Here is a 14851-nt window from a genome sequence, read left to right as displayed (position 1 = left end):
CATGCCCCGGATCCCCGCCATGCAAGCCGTCGTCGACGTCCTGGAGAGCGAAGGCGTCGACACCGTCTTCGGCTGCCCCGGCGCCGCGATCCTCCCGCTGTATAACGCCCTGCAAGGCCGGGCGATCCAGCACCTGATCGTCCGCCACGAAGAGGGCGCGACGCACATGGCCGACGGCTGGGCCAGGACGAACGGCAATGTCGGCGTGGCCATCGGCACGTCCGGCCCGGCCGGGACGAACATGATCACCGGGCTCTACACCGCGCACGCGGACTCGATCCCGATGATCTGCATCACCGGCCAGGCCGCGTCGAACAAGCTGCACACCGAGGCGTTCCAGGCCGTCGACATCGTCGAGATCGCCAAGCCGGTCACGAAGTGGGCGGTGCAGGTCAAGGAGGCCGCGCAGCTGCCGTGGATCTTCCGCGAGGCGTTCCGGATCGCCCGGTCCGGCCGCCCGGGCCCGGTGCTCATCGACCTGCCGATCGACGTCCAGAAGCAGGACATCGAGTGGGACTCCTCGATCGACTCGCCGCTGCCGGTGACCGCCGTCAAGCCCGCGTCCGCGCGGGTCGAGCGCGCACTGGACATGCTCCTGGCCGCGGAACGCCCGCTGATCCTGGCCGGCGGTGGTGTCGTTCTCGGCGAGGCGAGCGAACAGCTGCGCGCCGTGGCCGAGCGCCTCGACGTCCCGGTCCAGGTGACGCTGATGGGCAAGGGAAGCTTCCCCGAGAACCACGAGCTGTTCGCCGGGATGGCCGGCATCCAGACGTCGCAGCGCTGGGCCAACGCGGCTTTCCTGGAGTCGGACCTGGTGCTGGCGCTGGGTGCCCGCTTCGGTGACCGGCACACCGGCGAGCTGTCGGTGTACCGCGGTGACCGGAAGTTCATCCACGTCGACATCGAACCCACCCAGCTGGGCAAGGTGTTCGGGCCCGATCTCGGGATCGTGTCGGACACGCGGGAGTTCCTCGACGCGCTTTTGGCTGCGTTGGAGAAGCGGTCGCCGGAGCCGAGGCGCGAATGGGTCGGCCGGATCGCGGAGCTGAAGGAAGCGCTTCCCCGCCGCGAGGACTTCGACACCCTGCCGATCAAGGCGCCGCGGGTGTTCAAGGAGATCAACGAAACCTTCGGCGAGGACACCTACTTCGTCACCGCGATCGGGCTCTACCAAATCTGGTCGGGTCAGTTCCAGAAGGCGCACAAGCCGCGCCACTACCAGGTCTGCGGCCAGGCCGGCCCGCTCGGCTGGGAGATCCCCGCCGCGATCGGCGTCAAGAAGGCGAAGCCGGACGCGGAAGTCGTCGGTGTGGTCGGGGACTACTCGTTCCAGTTCCTCGTCGAGGAACTGGCGGTCGCCGCGCAGTACGACGTCGGGTTCGTGCTGATCATGCTCAACAACGAGTACCTCGGCCTGATCCGCCAGGCCGAAACCGGGTACGACATGAACTTCGAGGTCGACATCCACTACGACTCGAACGGCACGGACAACGTCAAGATCATGGAGGCCTACGGCTGTTCGGGCACCCGTGTGCTCGAGCCCGGCGAGATCCGGTCTTCGCTGGAGTGGGCCCGCAAGGAGGCCGAGCGCACCAGCCGCCCGGTCCTGGTCGAGATCATGATCGAACGTGAAGGCAACGCCGCGATGGGCGCCGCGCTCGACGCGGTCAAGGAGTTCGAACCGGCGTAACGCCCGCGTGACCACGGCCGCCGTGCGAGCCCCTGACCTCGCACGGCGGCCTTTCCACGCCCTGGATCAAGCTGTTGTCGGAAAGTACAAACGCGGGCCGTAAATTCACCCGCCTTTCAGGGGTTTTGCCGTGGTCCCGGCCACACCCGAGCGTGTGTACTTCTTCACGAAGCAGCCCCGAAAGGACGTCCACAGTGGAATTCCTCCGACCCGCCTCGCTGGCCGACGCGCTCGCCGCGCGTGCCGCGAACCCCGGTGCGGTCCCCATCGCCGGCGGCACGGACGTGATGGTCGAGCTCAACTTCGACCACCGCCGTCCGGAGTCCCTGCTCGACCTCGGCCGCGTCGCCGAGCTCCACGAGCACGGCGCCGACGACGGCCGGATCCGGATCGGCGCGGCCGTGCCCTACACCCGGATCATCGCCGAACTTGGCACGCGGCTGCCCGGCCTCGCGATGGCCGCGCGGACCGTGGGGTCCCCGCAGATCCGCAATCGCGGTTCGGTGGGGGGCAATTTGGGCGCGGCTTCGCCTGCGGGCGATTCCCACCCGGCGCTCTTGGCCGCGGACGCGGAGGTCGAAATCGCCTCGGTCCGCGGCACCCGGATCGTCGCGGCGAAGGATTTCTACGTCGGGGTCAAGCGCAACGTCCTGGCCGAGGACGAGCTGATCACCGCGGTGCTGCTGCGACCGGCCACCGGGCCCCAGCAGTTCAGCAAGATCGGCACGCGCAACGCCATGGTCATCGCGGTCGCCGCGTTCGGCCTCGCGTTGCACCCGGAGGAGCGCCGCGTCGGCACCGGTGTCGGCTCGGCCGCGCCCACCCCGCGCCGGGCCCTCGACGCCGAGGAGTTCCTGGCCGGCGAGCTGGACTGGGACGCCCCGAAGGCGCTGAACGACTCGGTCAAGCGCCGCTTCGGTGACCTGGTCGCGGCGGCCGCGTCGCCGATCGACGACGTCCGGGGGAGTGCGGCCTACCGGCGCCACGCCTTGGGTGTGATGGCACGCCGGACGCTGACCTGGGCCTGGACCGACTACTGTGCCCGACTCGGAGGGAGCGCGAAGTGCGCGTGAACGTCACCGTCAACGGCGAGCACCGCCGGGCGGACAACGTCTGGGAAGGCGAGAGCCTGCTCTACGTGCTGCGTGAGCGGCTCGGCCTGCCGGGCTCGAAGAACGCCTGTGAGCAGGGCGAATGCGGGTCGTGCACGGTCTACCTCGACGGCGTCCCGGCCTGTGCGTGCCTGGTCGCGGCCGGGCAGGCCGAAGGCCGTGACGTCGTCACCGTCGAGGGCCTGGCCGAGGGCGACGACCTCGACCCGGTGCAGGAGTCGTTCGTCGAGCGCGGCGCCGTCCAGTGCGGGTTCTGCACACCCGGCTTGCTGGTTGCCGCGCACGACCTGATCGAGCGCGTCCCGGACCCGAGTGACGTCGAGATCCGCGAGGCGCTCGCCGGGAACCTCTGCCGGTGCACCGGCTACGAGAAGATCCTCGACGCGGTCCGTGACGCGGCCGCGAAGAAGGCGGTCCGATGAGCGCGCCGGCCCGGTCTCCCCAGGAGCTGCACGACACGATCGCCGGCGGTATCGGCGAGAGCCCACTGCGCCCGGACGGGACGCTCAAGGTGCGTGGCGAGTTCGCCTACTCCTCGGACCTGTGGCACGAGGACATGCTGTGGGGTGCCACGCTGCGCAGCCCGCACCCGCACGCCCGGATCGTCCGCCTCGACGTCTCCCGCGCGCTGGCCCAGCCGGGTGTGCACGCGGTCCTCACCCACGAGGACGTGCCCGGGGAGAACGTCTACGGCCTCAAGTACCAGGACACCCCGGCCCTGGCCGCGGACCTGGTCCGCTACCAGGGTGAGCCGGTCGCCATCCTGGCGGCCGACCACCCGGAGATCGCGCGGCAGGCGCTCAAGGAGATCGTCGTCGAGTACGACGTCCTCGAGCCGATCACCGACCCCGAGCGGGCCGCGCACGACGACTCGCTGCCCAAGCTGCACCCGGACGGGAACCTGGTCCGGCACCAGCGGATCGTCAAGGGCGACCCGGCGGCGACCGCGGACGTCGTCGTGTCCGGCGTCTACGAACTGGGCATGCAGGACCAGGCGTTCCTCGGGCCCGAATCGGGGCTCGCGGTGCCGGCCGAAGACGGCGGCGTCGACCTCTACCTCGCGACACAGTGGCTGCACGTCGACCAGCGCCAGACGGCGAGGGCCCTCGGCCTGCCGCTGGAGAAGGTGCGGCTGACGCTGTCCGGCGTCGGCGGCGCGTTCGGCGGCCGCGAGGACCTGTCCATGCAGATCCACTCGTGCATGCTGGCCCTGCGCACCGGCCGCCCGGTCAAGATGAGCTACAACCGCCTGGAGTCGTTCTTCGGGCACGTCCACCGGCACCCGGCGAAGATGTACTACGAGCACGGCGCCACCCGCGAGGGCAAGATCGTCTACGTCAAGGCGCGGATGTACTTCGACGGCGGCGCGTACGCGTCGAAAACCCCGGTCGTGGTCGGCAACGGCACCACGCTCAGCGTCGGCCCGTACGACGTCCCGAATGCGCACATCGAAGGCTGGGGCGTCTACACGAACAACCCGACCTGCGGTGCGATGCGCGGGCTCGGCGCGGTCCAGCCGACCTACGCCTACGAGTCCCAAATGGACAAGCTGGCGGCCGCGCTGGGCATGGACCCGGCCGAGCTGCGGATCCGCAACGCGCTGAGCGAAGGGTCCACTGTGGTCACCGGCCAGGTGGTCGACTTCCCGGCGCCCGTGGCCGAGCTGGTGCAGCGGGTCCGCGACCTGCCGCTGCCGCCCGAGCCCACCGGTGAACGCGACATCCGCGAGCTGCCCGGCGGCGCGTCCAACACCACCCACGGCGAAGGCGTCGTTCGCGGGGTCGGCTACGGCGTGACCATCAAGAACATCTCCTACGCCGAAGGTCTCGACGACTACTCGACCGCCCGCGTCCGCCTGGAGGTGCTCGGCGGCGAGGCGGTGGCGATGGTGCACACCGCCGCGGCCGAGGTCGGCCAGGGCCTGGTGACGCTGCAGCAGCAGATCGCCCGCACCGAGCTGGGCCTGACGCGGGTCAGCGTGCACCCGGCCGACACGAGTGTCGGCGACGCCGGCTCCAGCTCGGCGTCACGCCAGACCTATGTCACCGGTGGCGCGGTCCGCAACGCGTGTCGCGCGGTCGCCGAGGCCGTCTACGCCCGGCTCGGGCGGCCTGCCGAAGGCATGTCCCTGGTCGGCGGCAAGGTCGTCGCGGCCGACGGCGAAGTCGTCGCGGACCTGGCGGACCTGCTCGGCGACACCGCGATCGAGGAGACCCGCGAGTTCCACCACCGCCCGACCTACCCGCTGGACCCCGAGACCGGGCAGGGTGACGCCCACGTCCAGTACGGCTTCTCCGCGCACCGGGCCGTGGTCGACGTCGACCTGGACCTCGGCCTGGTCAAGGTCGTCCAGCTCGACTGCGCCCAGGACGTCGGCAAGGCGATGAACCCCGACGCCGTCGTCGCCCAGATCCAGGGCGGCTCGGCCCAGGGCCTCGGCCTCGCCGTCATGGAGGAGATCCTGGTCAAGGACGGCAAGGTGCGGAACCCGTCGTTCACCGACTACCTCATCCCGACCATCCTCGACATGCCCCCGATGCGCGTCGACGTCATCGAGCGGCCGGACCCGCACGCCCCCTACGGCGTCCGCGGCGTCGGCGAGCCACCCACGATCTCGGCGACGCCCGCGATCGCCAACGCCATCCGCGCGGCCACCGGCCTCGAGCTGCCGCGCGTCCCGATCCGCCCCGAGCACATCACTGGAGTCTGAGATGACCACGTCGATTTCCGTCGAGCAGGACTGGCTCGACGAAGCCATCCGCATCGCGGAGACGAACGTCGCCAACGGCGGCGGCCCGTTCGGCGCGCTGGTAGTGAAGGACGGCGAGGTCGTCGCGACCGGTGTCAACCGCGTCACCGCGAACCTCGACCCGACCGCGCACGCCGAAGTCGTCGCGATCCGCGCGGCCTGTCAGGCGCTCGGCACGTTCAAGCTCGACGGCTGCGTGCTCGTCTCCAGCTGCGAGCCGTGCCCGATGTGCCTGTCCTCGGCGCTGTGGGCGCGCGTGGACAAGGTCCTCTTCGCCGCCGACCGCGACGACGCGGCCAAGGCCGGCTTCGACGACCGCGTCTTCTACGAACTCTTCGACCGTCCGCGCGAAACGTGGACGGTACCCGTGACGCGACTGTCCACGAAGGACGGTTTCGCCCCCTTCGCGGCTTGGCTCGACAAGGCCGACCGCACCGACTACTGACCCGCCGACTTCTGACCCACAAGGCCAGCTGACCGGAGCACAACCGAACCGAACGTCCCGCTCGCCCAGGCACGGCGCTGTGCCTCGGCCTGGCCGAGCACACCCACCGGCAAGGGCAGGACGCATGACCCAGGTAGAAATCCACGAGCCCGACCTCGACGAAGTACCCGAACCACCCCAGCGCCGATCCCTGCTCGACAAGCTGTTCGAGCTGCGCGCCCGGCAGTCCACGATCGGCCGCGAAGTCCGCGGCGGTGTCACGACGTTCGTCGCGATGGCCTACATCGTGCTGCTCAACCCGCTCATCCTCGGCGCCTCCGCCGACATCACCGGCGCCCGGCTGTCCGCGGCGCAGGTGACCACGGCGACCGCGCTGGCCGCGGCGGTGATGACCATCCTGATGGGCGTCGTCGGCAACGCGCCCCTCGCGCTGGCCGCCGGGCTCGGCATCAACGGCATCGTCGCCTTTCAGATGGCGCCGTCGATGACCTGGGCGCAGGCGTTCGGGCTGGTCGTGCTCGAAGGTGTCTGCATCGTGCTGATGGCGGTCAGCGGGGTGCGCGAACGGATCATGAACGCCATCCCACGACCGCTCAAGATGGCGATCACCGTCGGGATCGGGCTCTACATCGCCCTGGTCGGGCTGGTCAGCGCCGGGTTCGTGACCCGGATGCCGGACTCGGCGCAGACCACGGTCCCGGTGCGCCTCGGGGCGAGCGGGCACCTGCACGGCTGGCCGATCGTGGTGTTCTGCTTCGGCCTGCTGCTGATGATCGTGCTGATGGCCCGGAAGGTCCCGGGCGCGGTGCTGATCAGCATCGGGGTCGCCACCGTGTTCGCCGTGGTGCTGCACCAGGCGTTCGGCGTCGGCGGCTGGGGCCTCACTACGCCGGCCCTGCCCGACCACGTCGTCGCCGCTCCCGACTTCGGGCTCTTCGGCCACATCGACCTGTTCGGCGGCTTCGCGTCGGCGGGGGCGCTCGCGGCGACGGTGTTCCTGTTCACGCTGGTGCTGTCCGGCTTCTTCGACGCGATGGGCACCATCACCAGCGTGTCCGACGAGGCCGGGCTGTCGAAGAACGGCAAGGTGCCCCGGATGGGCCGGATCCTGCTGGTCGACGGCGCGGGCGCGATCGCGGGCGGTGTCACCGGGTCGTCGCCGAACACGGTGTTCCTGGAGTCCGCGGCCGGCGTCGGCGAGGGCGCCCGGACGGGGCTCGCGAGTGTCGTCACCGGTCTGCTGTTCGCCGGGACGCTGCTGTTCACCCCGCTCGCCGGGGTCGTGCCGGCGCAGGCCGCGGCGCCCGCGCTGGTGGTCATCGGCGGCATGATGGTCGCCCAGTGCCGGCACATCCCGTGGCACGACCCGGACTACACGATCCCGGTGTTCCTGACCGCGGCGCTGATCCCGTTCACCTACTCGATCACCAACGGCGTCGGCGCGGGCCTGATCGCGTTCGTGCTGATCAAGATCGGCCGCGGCAAGTGGCGTGAGGCCGGTTGGCTGCTTTCCCTGCTGGCGCTGGTGTTCGCGGTGTACTTCGCCGTGGACGGCGTCGAAGCCCTCTTCCGCTAAGGAGATCCTGGTGACCCTGATGTTCTTCAACGGCGGCGCCATGCGCGGCGAGCCACTGCACCACCTCCTGGCCGGCTCGCCGTTCGTCACGACCGCGGAGACCGCGCCGAAGTACCGGTTCTACGCCGTCGGCGAGCAGTGCCCGGCGCTGTACCCGGTGTCGCACGGCGGCGCGGCGGTGGTCGGCGAGGTGTACGACGTCTCACTGGACGACCTGCGGGACAAGGTTCTCCCTTCGGAGCCGCACGAGCTCGAGCTGGGTGTGGTGGAGCTGGCGGACGGCAGCTCGGCGTTCGCCATGCTGTTGCGCCGCCCGTACACCTCGCACGTCGCCCTCCGGGACATCACGGAAATCGGCGACTGGCGGGCGTACAAGGCGGCCGTGTGAGGGTCTTGGTCGCGCCGGACAAGTTCAAGGGGTCGCTGACCGCGGCCGAGGTGGCGTCGGCGGTGGCCACCGGCCTCGCCGACGTCCACCCCGAGCTCGACGTCGAGACGCTTCCGGTGGCCGACGGCGGCGACGGCACGGTCGACGCCGCCGTCGCCGCCGGGTTCCAGCGCGTGCGGGTCCCGGCGCGGGGCCCGACCGGCGCCCTGGTGACGGCCTGCTACGCGGTGCGCGGCGACACCGCGGTCGTCGAACTGGCCGAGGCGTCCGGGTTGCACCGGCTGCCGGGCGCACCCGCACCGCTGGACGCGACCAGCGTGGGGACCGGCGACGTGATCGCGGCGGCGATCCGCGCGGGCTGCCGCCGGATCGTCCTCGGCGTGGGTGGCAGCGCCTGCACCGACGGCGGCGCGGGACTGCTGACCGCACTGGGCGCCCGCCTCCTCGACGACGCCGGCCGGGAGCTCCCGTTCGGCGGCGCGGCGCTGGCCCGGCTCACCACGCTCGACCTGTCCGGTTTGGACGTGTCCGGAGTGGACTTCGAGCTGGCGAGCGACGTGGACAACCCGCTGTACGGGCTGCGCGGGGCGGCGGTCGTCTACGGCCCGCAAAAGGGTGCGTCCCCGGACGACGTCGAGACGCTCGACGCCGCGTTGCGGCACTGGGCGGCGCACGTCGGGCCACGTTTCGCCGAGCGTCCGGGCGCCGGCGCGGCCGGGGGAGTGGGTTTCGCCGCGATGGCGGCGCTGGGCGCCCGGATGCGCCCGGGCATCGAGCTGCTGCTCGACCTGCTCGGGTTCGACGCGGCCCTGGCCGGGGCGGCGCTGGTGGTGACCGGCGAGGGTTCCCTGGACCGGCAGACGTTGTCCGGCAAGGCCCCGGCGGGTGTCGCCCGGGCCGCGGCGGCCAAGGGCATCCCCTGCGTCGCGGTGGCCGGGCGCTGTCAGCTGTCCTCAGTGGACCTGGCCGCGGCGGGCATCTCGGCGGCGTACGCGCTGACGGACCTGGAACCCGACCCGGCCCGCTGCATGGCGGACGCGGCCCCGTTGTTACGTCGCCTGGCCCACCGCGTGGCGATCGACCACTTCTCGCTGTCGAGCTGATCCGGCCGGGGCCGTCGGTCAGCTCGACACAGGTCGAACAGACGCTACCGAGGTTTTGTTACCATCGGAACCATGGCGACGAAGACGGCGACGGACACCCGCGAGCGAATCCTCGAAGCGGCGGCGGCACTGCTGGCGGCAGAGGGCCGCGACGGTCTGTCGACCCGAGCGGTGAGCGCGGCGGCGGGCGTCCAGCCCCCGGCGCTGTACCGGCTGTTCGGCGACAAGGACGGCTTGCTGGACGCGGTGGCGGCGTATGGCTTCGACGAGTACCTGACGAGCAAGCGAGCGTTGGGCTCGACGGGTGACGCGGTGGAGGACCTGCGCCGCGGCTGGGACCTGCACATGGAGTTCGGCTTGTCGAAGCCGGAGTTCTACGTGCTGATGTACGGCGACGCCCGCCCGGGCCGCACGTCACCAGCGGCAAGGGAAGCGGAGTCGATGCTGCGAAGCATCGTGGAGCGCGTAGCGGAGGCGGGCCGGCTGCGAGTGAGCGTGGACCGCGCGGCAAAACTGGTCCACGCCACGGGAATGGGCGTAGTGCTGGCCCTGATCGCAGCCCCGGAGGCGGAACGAGACCCGGAGCTTTCGGCAACGGCAAGGGAGACGGTAATGAGCCGAATCCTGACGGGAGAGCCGGAGCAGGCAGGCTCGAACCTCCCAGAGCGAGCGATCGCACTAAGAGCAGGACTGGACGGCGCAACGACACTGACGAAGGCGGAGCGAGTCTTGCTGGCGGAGTGGCTGGACCGCATAGCGAACGCATAAGGCAAGAAAAGGTCTGGCTCAAAGACAACCCGACCCCAGGGAAACCCAGACCTCCCCGCAACCCCGATCCGAAGCCAGAACACGGCCGGCAACGCCGGGTCAAGGCACGCTTTCCCGCCTTGACGCGGTGCTGCCGGCCGTAGTCACAATCAGACTTCGGGGTGCCGGAACCAAAGAGCCGACAGCATGAGGGCTGAATCGATAAAGTCCGATCGGACATTGCCTGACACCAAGCAAGGGCCCAATATGTTGCGACCAACAACAAAGCCGCCGGAGGCCCGAGATGATCAGGTGGAAAGCCGTCCTGGCCTGCACAGGAGCAGGAATCCTCCTAGCCGCCGCACTCCCGGGAACAGCCCAGGCAACGGGCACGGCAACGGACTGCTGCGGCAGCGGAGCATCCTGGGCAACGGGCAACAAGTCGGGCCTGGGAACGTCGACGACGACAACAAGCCCAGTGTGGTTCACCCTGGCGAACGGCATCACATCGGAGGTCTTCTACCCCCGAGCGGACATCCCGAACATGCAGGACATGCAGTACGTGATCACCGACGGAACGACCTTCGTGGACCTGGAACGCGACGCGACGAACCACGCGGTCACGATGCCGGACGAGAAGGCCCTGCAGTACACGGTCACGAACACGGCGAAGAGCGGCAAGTACCGGATCACGACGAACTACGTCACCGACCCGGCCCGAGCGACACTGGTCACGAACACCCGCTTCCAGTCCCTCGACGGCGGCAGCTACAAGCTGTACCTCCTGGCCAACCCGTCCATGGCGGGCGGCGGCGCGAACGACAACGCCTGGTGGGACGGAACCGGCCTCGTCGCCAGCGGCACCGAGACGCTCTTCGGCGGCACGGCCACAACAGTGGTGTCGGCACTGCGAGTCTCAACCGGCTTCACCGCACACGACAACGGCTACAGCGGAGCGGCCAGCGACTGCTTGAGCGACCTCCGCGCGGACAAGACGTTGAACAACCAGTTCGACAACATCGCGGGCACGGGCAACGTGGTCCAATGCGGACAGATCCCGGTCGGCACGGACACGACGTTCACCGCGGCCCTCGGCTACGGCGCGACGACCGCGGCAGCGACGTCGAACGCCACCGGGTCACTGAGCACCGGCTTCACCACACTGTCAACGAACTACCGCAGCGGCTGGAACGCCTACGTGGGCAGCCTGAAACCCGCCCCGGCAAGCGTCTCGGGAGACACGCAACGCCGCCGCGCCTACTACGTGGCAGCGATGGCGCTCAAGACGGCCGAGGACAAGCAACACCCGGGCGCGAGCGTCGCGAGCCTGTCGACACCATGGGGCGACTTCACGAACGGCGACCACCTCAACGACGGCTACCACCGAGTCTGGGGCCGCGACCTCTACCAGCAGGCCACCGGCCTCCTGGCGGCCGGAGACAGCGCCCAGGCGAAGCGCATGGCCCAGTTCCTCTGGAACTCCCAATGGATCGGCAGCCCGACAGCGGGCGACGGCACGACGTACCCGGCGGGCTCGTTCCCCCGCTACAGCCCGGTTTCCGGTGTCACCGGGGCGACCGCCCAGCAGCTGGGCTGCTGCGAACAACTGGACCAGGACGCCGACGCGATCCTCCTGGCCTGGCTGACCGGCCTGACCGACGCCTCGACCTACGCCAAGGTCAAGACGACAGCGAACCACATCGTGACAACCGGCCCGGACACGACGGAACGCTGGGAGGAGCAGTACGGCAAGTCCCCGTCATCGGTGGCGGCGGAGATCGCCGGCCTGATCGCGGCCGGAGCGATCGCCCGCGCCAACGGCGACCCGGCGAGCGCGACGACCTGGGAGTCCACAGCGGACTCCTGGCGCAACTCCCTGGCCGGCTGGACGGTCACGACGTCCGGCTACTGGGGTGGTCACACCTACTACGAACGCCTCGACCGCGCCGGAAACCCGAACGACACTGCGACGATCTGCTTCGACGAAGGCTGCTTCTACGAACACGACGTCACCGACTTCGGCTTCCTCGACCTGGTCCGCCTCGGCATCCGCCCGGCGAACGACCCGACGATCGCGAACTCGGTCGCGCCGACGGCCGCCGCGTCCGACGGCAACTCGGCGATGCAGGTGACCCTGCCCAACGGCGACGTCTACTTCCACCGCTACCCGCACGACAACTACGGCGAAAGCACCGCGAACTGCACCGGCTGGCCGGCGAACGGCAGTCAGCGCTTCGGGCGGCTGTGGCCGGTGCTGTCGGGGGAGCGGGGCCAGTACGAGCTCGCGAACGGCCGGTCGGGCGCGGTGTACCTGAAGTCGATGGCGGACTCGGCCAACGACGGGTACTTCGTCCCCGAGCAGGTCTGGGACCGCGCCGACGTCGGCTGCTTCGGCCTCGGCCGCCCGACGGGCAGCGCGGGACCGCTGATGTGGGCCGAAGGCCAGTACCTGCGGCTCGCACAGAGCATGGACGCGGGCCACAACCTCGACACGCCGTCGATCGTGAAGTCCCGCTACGGCACCTGAGCCAGCTTCCGCGCCCGGGCCAGCAGCTCGTCGGCCCGGGCGCGCAGTTGCGGCGGTTCGCCGTCGAGCTGGGGCAGCAGGCTCGCGTAGTCCGACACCAGGTGCCGGTAGCCGCGCGTGAACTTGGTCTTGCCCTTCTCCCGCGCGAACCGCCGGTCCAGGTCGATGATCTGCTGGGCCAGCACCGCGGCGACCGCCGCCAGCTCCGCCCGCTCGTCCGCCTCCGCGTCGCGGCGCTCGCGGCGGTCGAGCGCCACCCGGGCGGTCCGGCGCGCGGCCAGGTACAGCCCGGCCGAGCCCAGGAGGACCACGAGCACGGCGGCCGCGGCGATGAGGTACCGGGGCAGCGACGGGCTGACTGTGCGGCCGCCGTCGGGGATCGCGCCCGAGCGCACCAGCAGGTCGTAGTTGACGACTGCGACCTTGAGCGCGTCCACCGGGCGGTCGGTGAACCCGTCGAGGCCGTTGCCGATCATCGACTCCGCGACGTAGGCCTTGCCGAAGTTCTCGTCGTCGTACCCGGGTAACCGGGAACAGCCGTACTTCTGGTAGTCGTCGCCGTCGCGGCTGAGCAGCAGGCCCAGCGTGCCGTCGGTCGCGCCGGTCAGGCTGTCGCAGGCGTCGCTCAGGTCCGCGCCCGGCTCGAGGAAGGCGACAACGAGCCGCCGGTTGCCGATCACGCGTTCCGCCGCGGCCTGGTCGATCGCGACGCCGGGCGCGGCGTACACCGACGACGTCCGCAGCTGCTGGGCGACGGGTGCGTCGAAGACCCCCGCCGACCACACCGCCCAGCCCGCCAGCACCAGGCAGCCGAGCACCGCGACGCCGAACGCGCTGCCGAAGAACCGCTTCACACCAGCCTCCCCCGCAAGAACGCGGCCGGCCGGTAGTCGGCGCGGCCCAGCAGCTCCGCCGTCGTGTCCAATTCGGACTCCGCCCGGTCGAGCAGCTCTTGGACGTGCTTGTCCGGCAACCGGTCGTCGAACGCTTCCCGTGCGGCCGTCAGCTGGGTGATCCCGCGGGTGAGCGACGCGGCCGACACGCCGTCGGTGAGCCCGGAGACCTCCACGGCGAGCGCGGTGAGACCCGCCAGCCGCGCGGGTGTCCGGACTGCTCGCGCGGGCCGCCGCACCTGGCGGGCCGACAGGACGAGGAACCCGGCGGCGCAGGCGGCGAACAGCCACGGCAGCGCGGGCAGCGCGACGCGCAGCGGGTCGAACGGCGTGTAGGGCAGCGGGCGGTCGAACAACCCGGCGTACCGGATGGCCGTGACCCGGTTCAGCCAGGCGTTCAGGACGTTGCCCTGCGGGTAGGCGTACTGGCTGAGCCGGTCGCCGAACTGGCCGTAGAAGCTGGCGGTCGCCACGTCGGCGAACTCCGCGGCCGACGGTCCGTCGTATTCGACCCACGAGCCGTACACCGCGACGACCGGGCGGCCGGGGAACTCCCGGGCCAGCGCCGGTCCGAAGTGGACCATCGGCCCACCGGCCGGTTGCTGCGGCAGCACGACGTACAGCGGCTGGGCGCCGGAGAACGCGGCCGTCGTCGCCGGCACGTCCTTCACGGTCGTCCCGGGCGCGAAGTACCGGCCGGTGCTCCGGAGCGCTGTGCGCACGGTCGCCAGTTCGTCCGCCGTCGGGTCGCGACGCGCGAGCGGCGGCCCGTCCTGCGCCTCCGGCTGGTGGTTCAGGTGCGAGACCAGGGTGGCCAGCGGCTCGGTGACGTCGCCGGTGGCGAACTGGCGGATCCACTCGGCCGCGCGGTCGGGGGAGACCGAGTAGATCCCGCCGCTGACTTCGGTGCCGAGGACGCGGACCGTCGTGTCGCCGACGTCGCGCACCCGGTCGCGGAGGTCCTTGGGCAGTCCGGGTGGCGCCGCGATGATCCGGACGCCCCCGCTGCCCGCCGCCGCGTCGACGACCTTCTGGTCCCAGGTCGCGATCGCGCCCGGGAGCCGGACGACGGGGGAGTCCTTGACCATCGCCGAGAGCTGCTCGGCCGAGGGGACGGTCGCGCCGCTGAGCTCGCCGGCCGAGCCTTCCGGGATCGGGTCGGCCGCGGGCGGCGCCTGCCCGTAGCTGACGTCGGTGCTCTGCTTCTGCACCAGCAGGAACGTCACCAGCACCGCGACGGCCACCGCGAGCAGGGTCCACCGGAGCGCCTCCGGCCACCGCCTAGTCACGGGCGGCCTGCCAGAGCGCGTCGGCGCGGCGGGCGTGCTCCTCGGCGGCCTTGGCCGCGCGCACACCGCCGTGGGCGGCCGCGATGGTCTCCGCCCGGGTCAGCGACTGTTCGGCTTCGGGCAGGTGCGCGGCCGCCGCGTCGCGGCTGACCGCGGCGCTGTCGATCGCCGCCCGCGCGGCCGACCAGGCGATCCGCCGGCGCTCGTCGCGCTCCCGCCACCGGGGCACGGCGACCGCCCCGAACCCGGCGACGGCGATCACCACCGCGGCGAGCACCCACACCACCCACGTCATCCCGGCCACCTTCGATCTTCGGCGAGGAGATCATTGT

13 protein-coding genes are annotated in these 14851 nt (G+C 71.0%); 10 read left to right on the top strand and 3 right to left on the bottom strand.

From position 1 onward, the window contains the following. Window position 1: 1 nt before the first annotated feature. The 10 genes from gcl (at window position 2) to M8542_RS06395 (ending at window position 12337) form a co-directional block, all read left to right on the top strand. Window positions 2-1690, top strand: coding sequence for a glyoxylate carboligase (gene gcl / locus M8542_RS06440; protein WP_257919073.1), 1689 nt, complete (start codon window positions 2-4; stop codon window positions 1688-1690). A gap of 194 nt (window positions 1691-1884) precedes the next feature. Next, window positions 1885-2763 (top strand): FAD binding domain-containing protein, encoded by an 879-nt coding sequence (locus M8542_RS06435; RefSeq protein WP_257919072.1) that lies wholly within the window; start codon window positions 1885-1887, stop codon window positions 2761-2763. Next, on the top strand, window positions 2754-3224 hold the full coding sequence (locus tag M8542_RS06430; protein WP_257919071.1) for a (2Fe-2S)-binding protein: 471 nt from the start codon (window positions 2754-2756) through the stop codon (window positions 3222-3224). The genes M8542_RS06435 and M8542_RS06430 overlap by 10 nt, the downstream gene beginning before the upstream one ends. Beyond that, the gene (gene pucD, locus M8542_RS06425; RefSeq protein ID WP_257919070.1) at window positions 3221-5512 is read left to right on the top strand and encodes a xanthine dehydrogenase subunit D; all 2292 of its coding nucleotides are present in this window, start codon (window positions 3221-3223) and stop codon (window positions 5510-5512) included. The genes M8542_RS06430 and pucD overlap by 4 nt, the downstream gene beginning before the upstream one ends. A 1-nt stretch (window position 5513) precedes the next feature. Then, entirely contained in the window at window positions 5514-5996 is a 483-nt protein-coding gene (locus M8542_RS06420; protein ID WP_257919069.1) for a nucleoside deaminase, read from the top strand. Window positions 5997-6120: 124 nt separating this feature from the next. Next, a complete protein-coding gene (locus M8542_RS06415) occupies window positions 6121-7572 on the top strand; it encodes an NCS2 family permease (RefSeq protein WP_257919068.1) in 1452 nt (483 codons plus the stop codon). Window positions 7573-7582: 10 nt separating this feature from the next. Beyond that, a complete protein-coding gene (locus tag M8542_RS06410; RefSeq protein ID WP_257919067.1) occupies window positions 7583-7960 on the top strand; it encodes an allophanate hydrolase-related protein in 378 nt (125 codons plus the stop codon). Further along, a complete protein-coding gene (locus M8542_RS06405; protein ID WP_257919066.1) occupies window positions 7957-9063 on the top strand; it encodes a glycerate kinase in 1107 nt (368 codons plus the stop codon). Before M8542_RS06410 ends, M8542_RS06405 begins: the two co-directional genes overlap by 4 nt. Before the next feature lie 72 nt (window positions 9064-9135). Beyond that, window positions 9136-9831, top strand: a complete 696-nt coding sequence (locus M8542_RS06400; protein ID WP_257919065.1) for a TetR/AcrR family transcriptional regulator — start codon at window positions 9136-9138, stop codon at window positions 9829-9831. A gap of 283 nt (window positions 9832-10114) precedes the next feature. After that, a complete protein-coding gene (locus M8542_RS06395) occupies window positions 10115-12337 on the top strand; it encodes a glycoside hydrolase family 15 protein (RefSeq protein ID WP_257919064.1) in 2223 nt (740 codons plus the stop codon). Here M8542_RS06395 and M8542_RS06390 read toward each other — a convergent pair. From M8542_RS06390 to M8542_RS06380, 3 genes are read right to left on the bottom strand one after another with little or no spacing between them, the layout of a single operon-like run. Continuing rightward, window positions 12325-13191: a hypothetical protein gene (locus M8542_RS06390; RefSeq protein WP_257919063.1), complete on the bottom strand. Its 867-nt coding sequence runs from the start codon at window positions 13189-13191 to the stop codon at window positions 12325-12327. The genes M8542_RS06395 and M8542_RS06390 overlap by 13 nt on opposite strands. Beyond that, window positions 13188-14519, bottom strand: coding sequence for a hypothetical protein (locus M8542_RS06385; RefSeq protein WP_257919062.1), 1332 nt, complete (start codon window positions 14517-14519; stop codon window positions 13188-13190). The genes M8542_RS06390 and M8542_RS06385 overlap by 4 nt, the downstream gene beginning before the upstream one ends. Further along, a complete protein-coding gene (locus M8542_RS06380) occupies window positions 14512-14814 on the bottom strand; it encodes a DUF6403 family protein (RefSeq protein WP_257919061.1) in 303 nt (100 codons plus the stop codon). Before M8542_RS06380 ends, M8542_RS06385 begins: the two co-directional genes overlap by 8 nt. Between the last annotated feature and the right edge of the window lie 37 nt (window positions 14815-14851).

It is taken from the genome of Amycolatopsis iheyensis (assembly GCF_024703995.1).
Classification (GTDB): Bacteria; Actinomycetota; Actinomycetes; order Mycobacteriales; family Pseudonocardiaceae; genus Amycolatopsis; species Amycolatopsis iheyensis.
The sequence above is the reverse complement of the archived record's forward strand: the minus strand, read 5'-3'. Positions and strand labels throughout refer to the sequence as shown.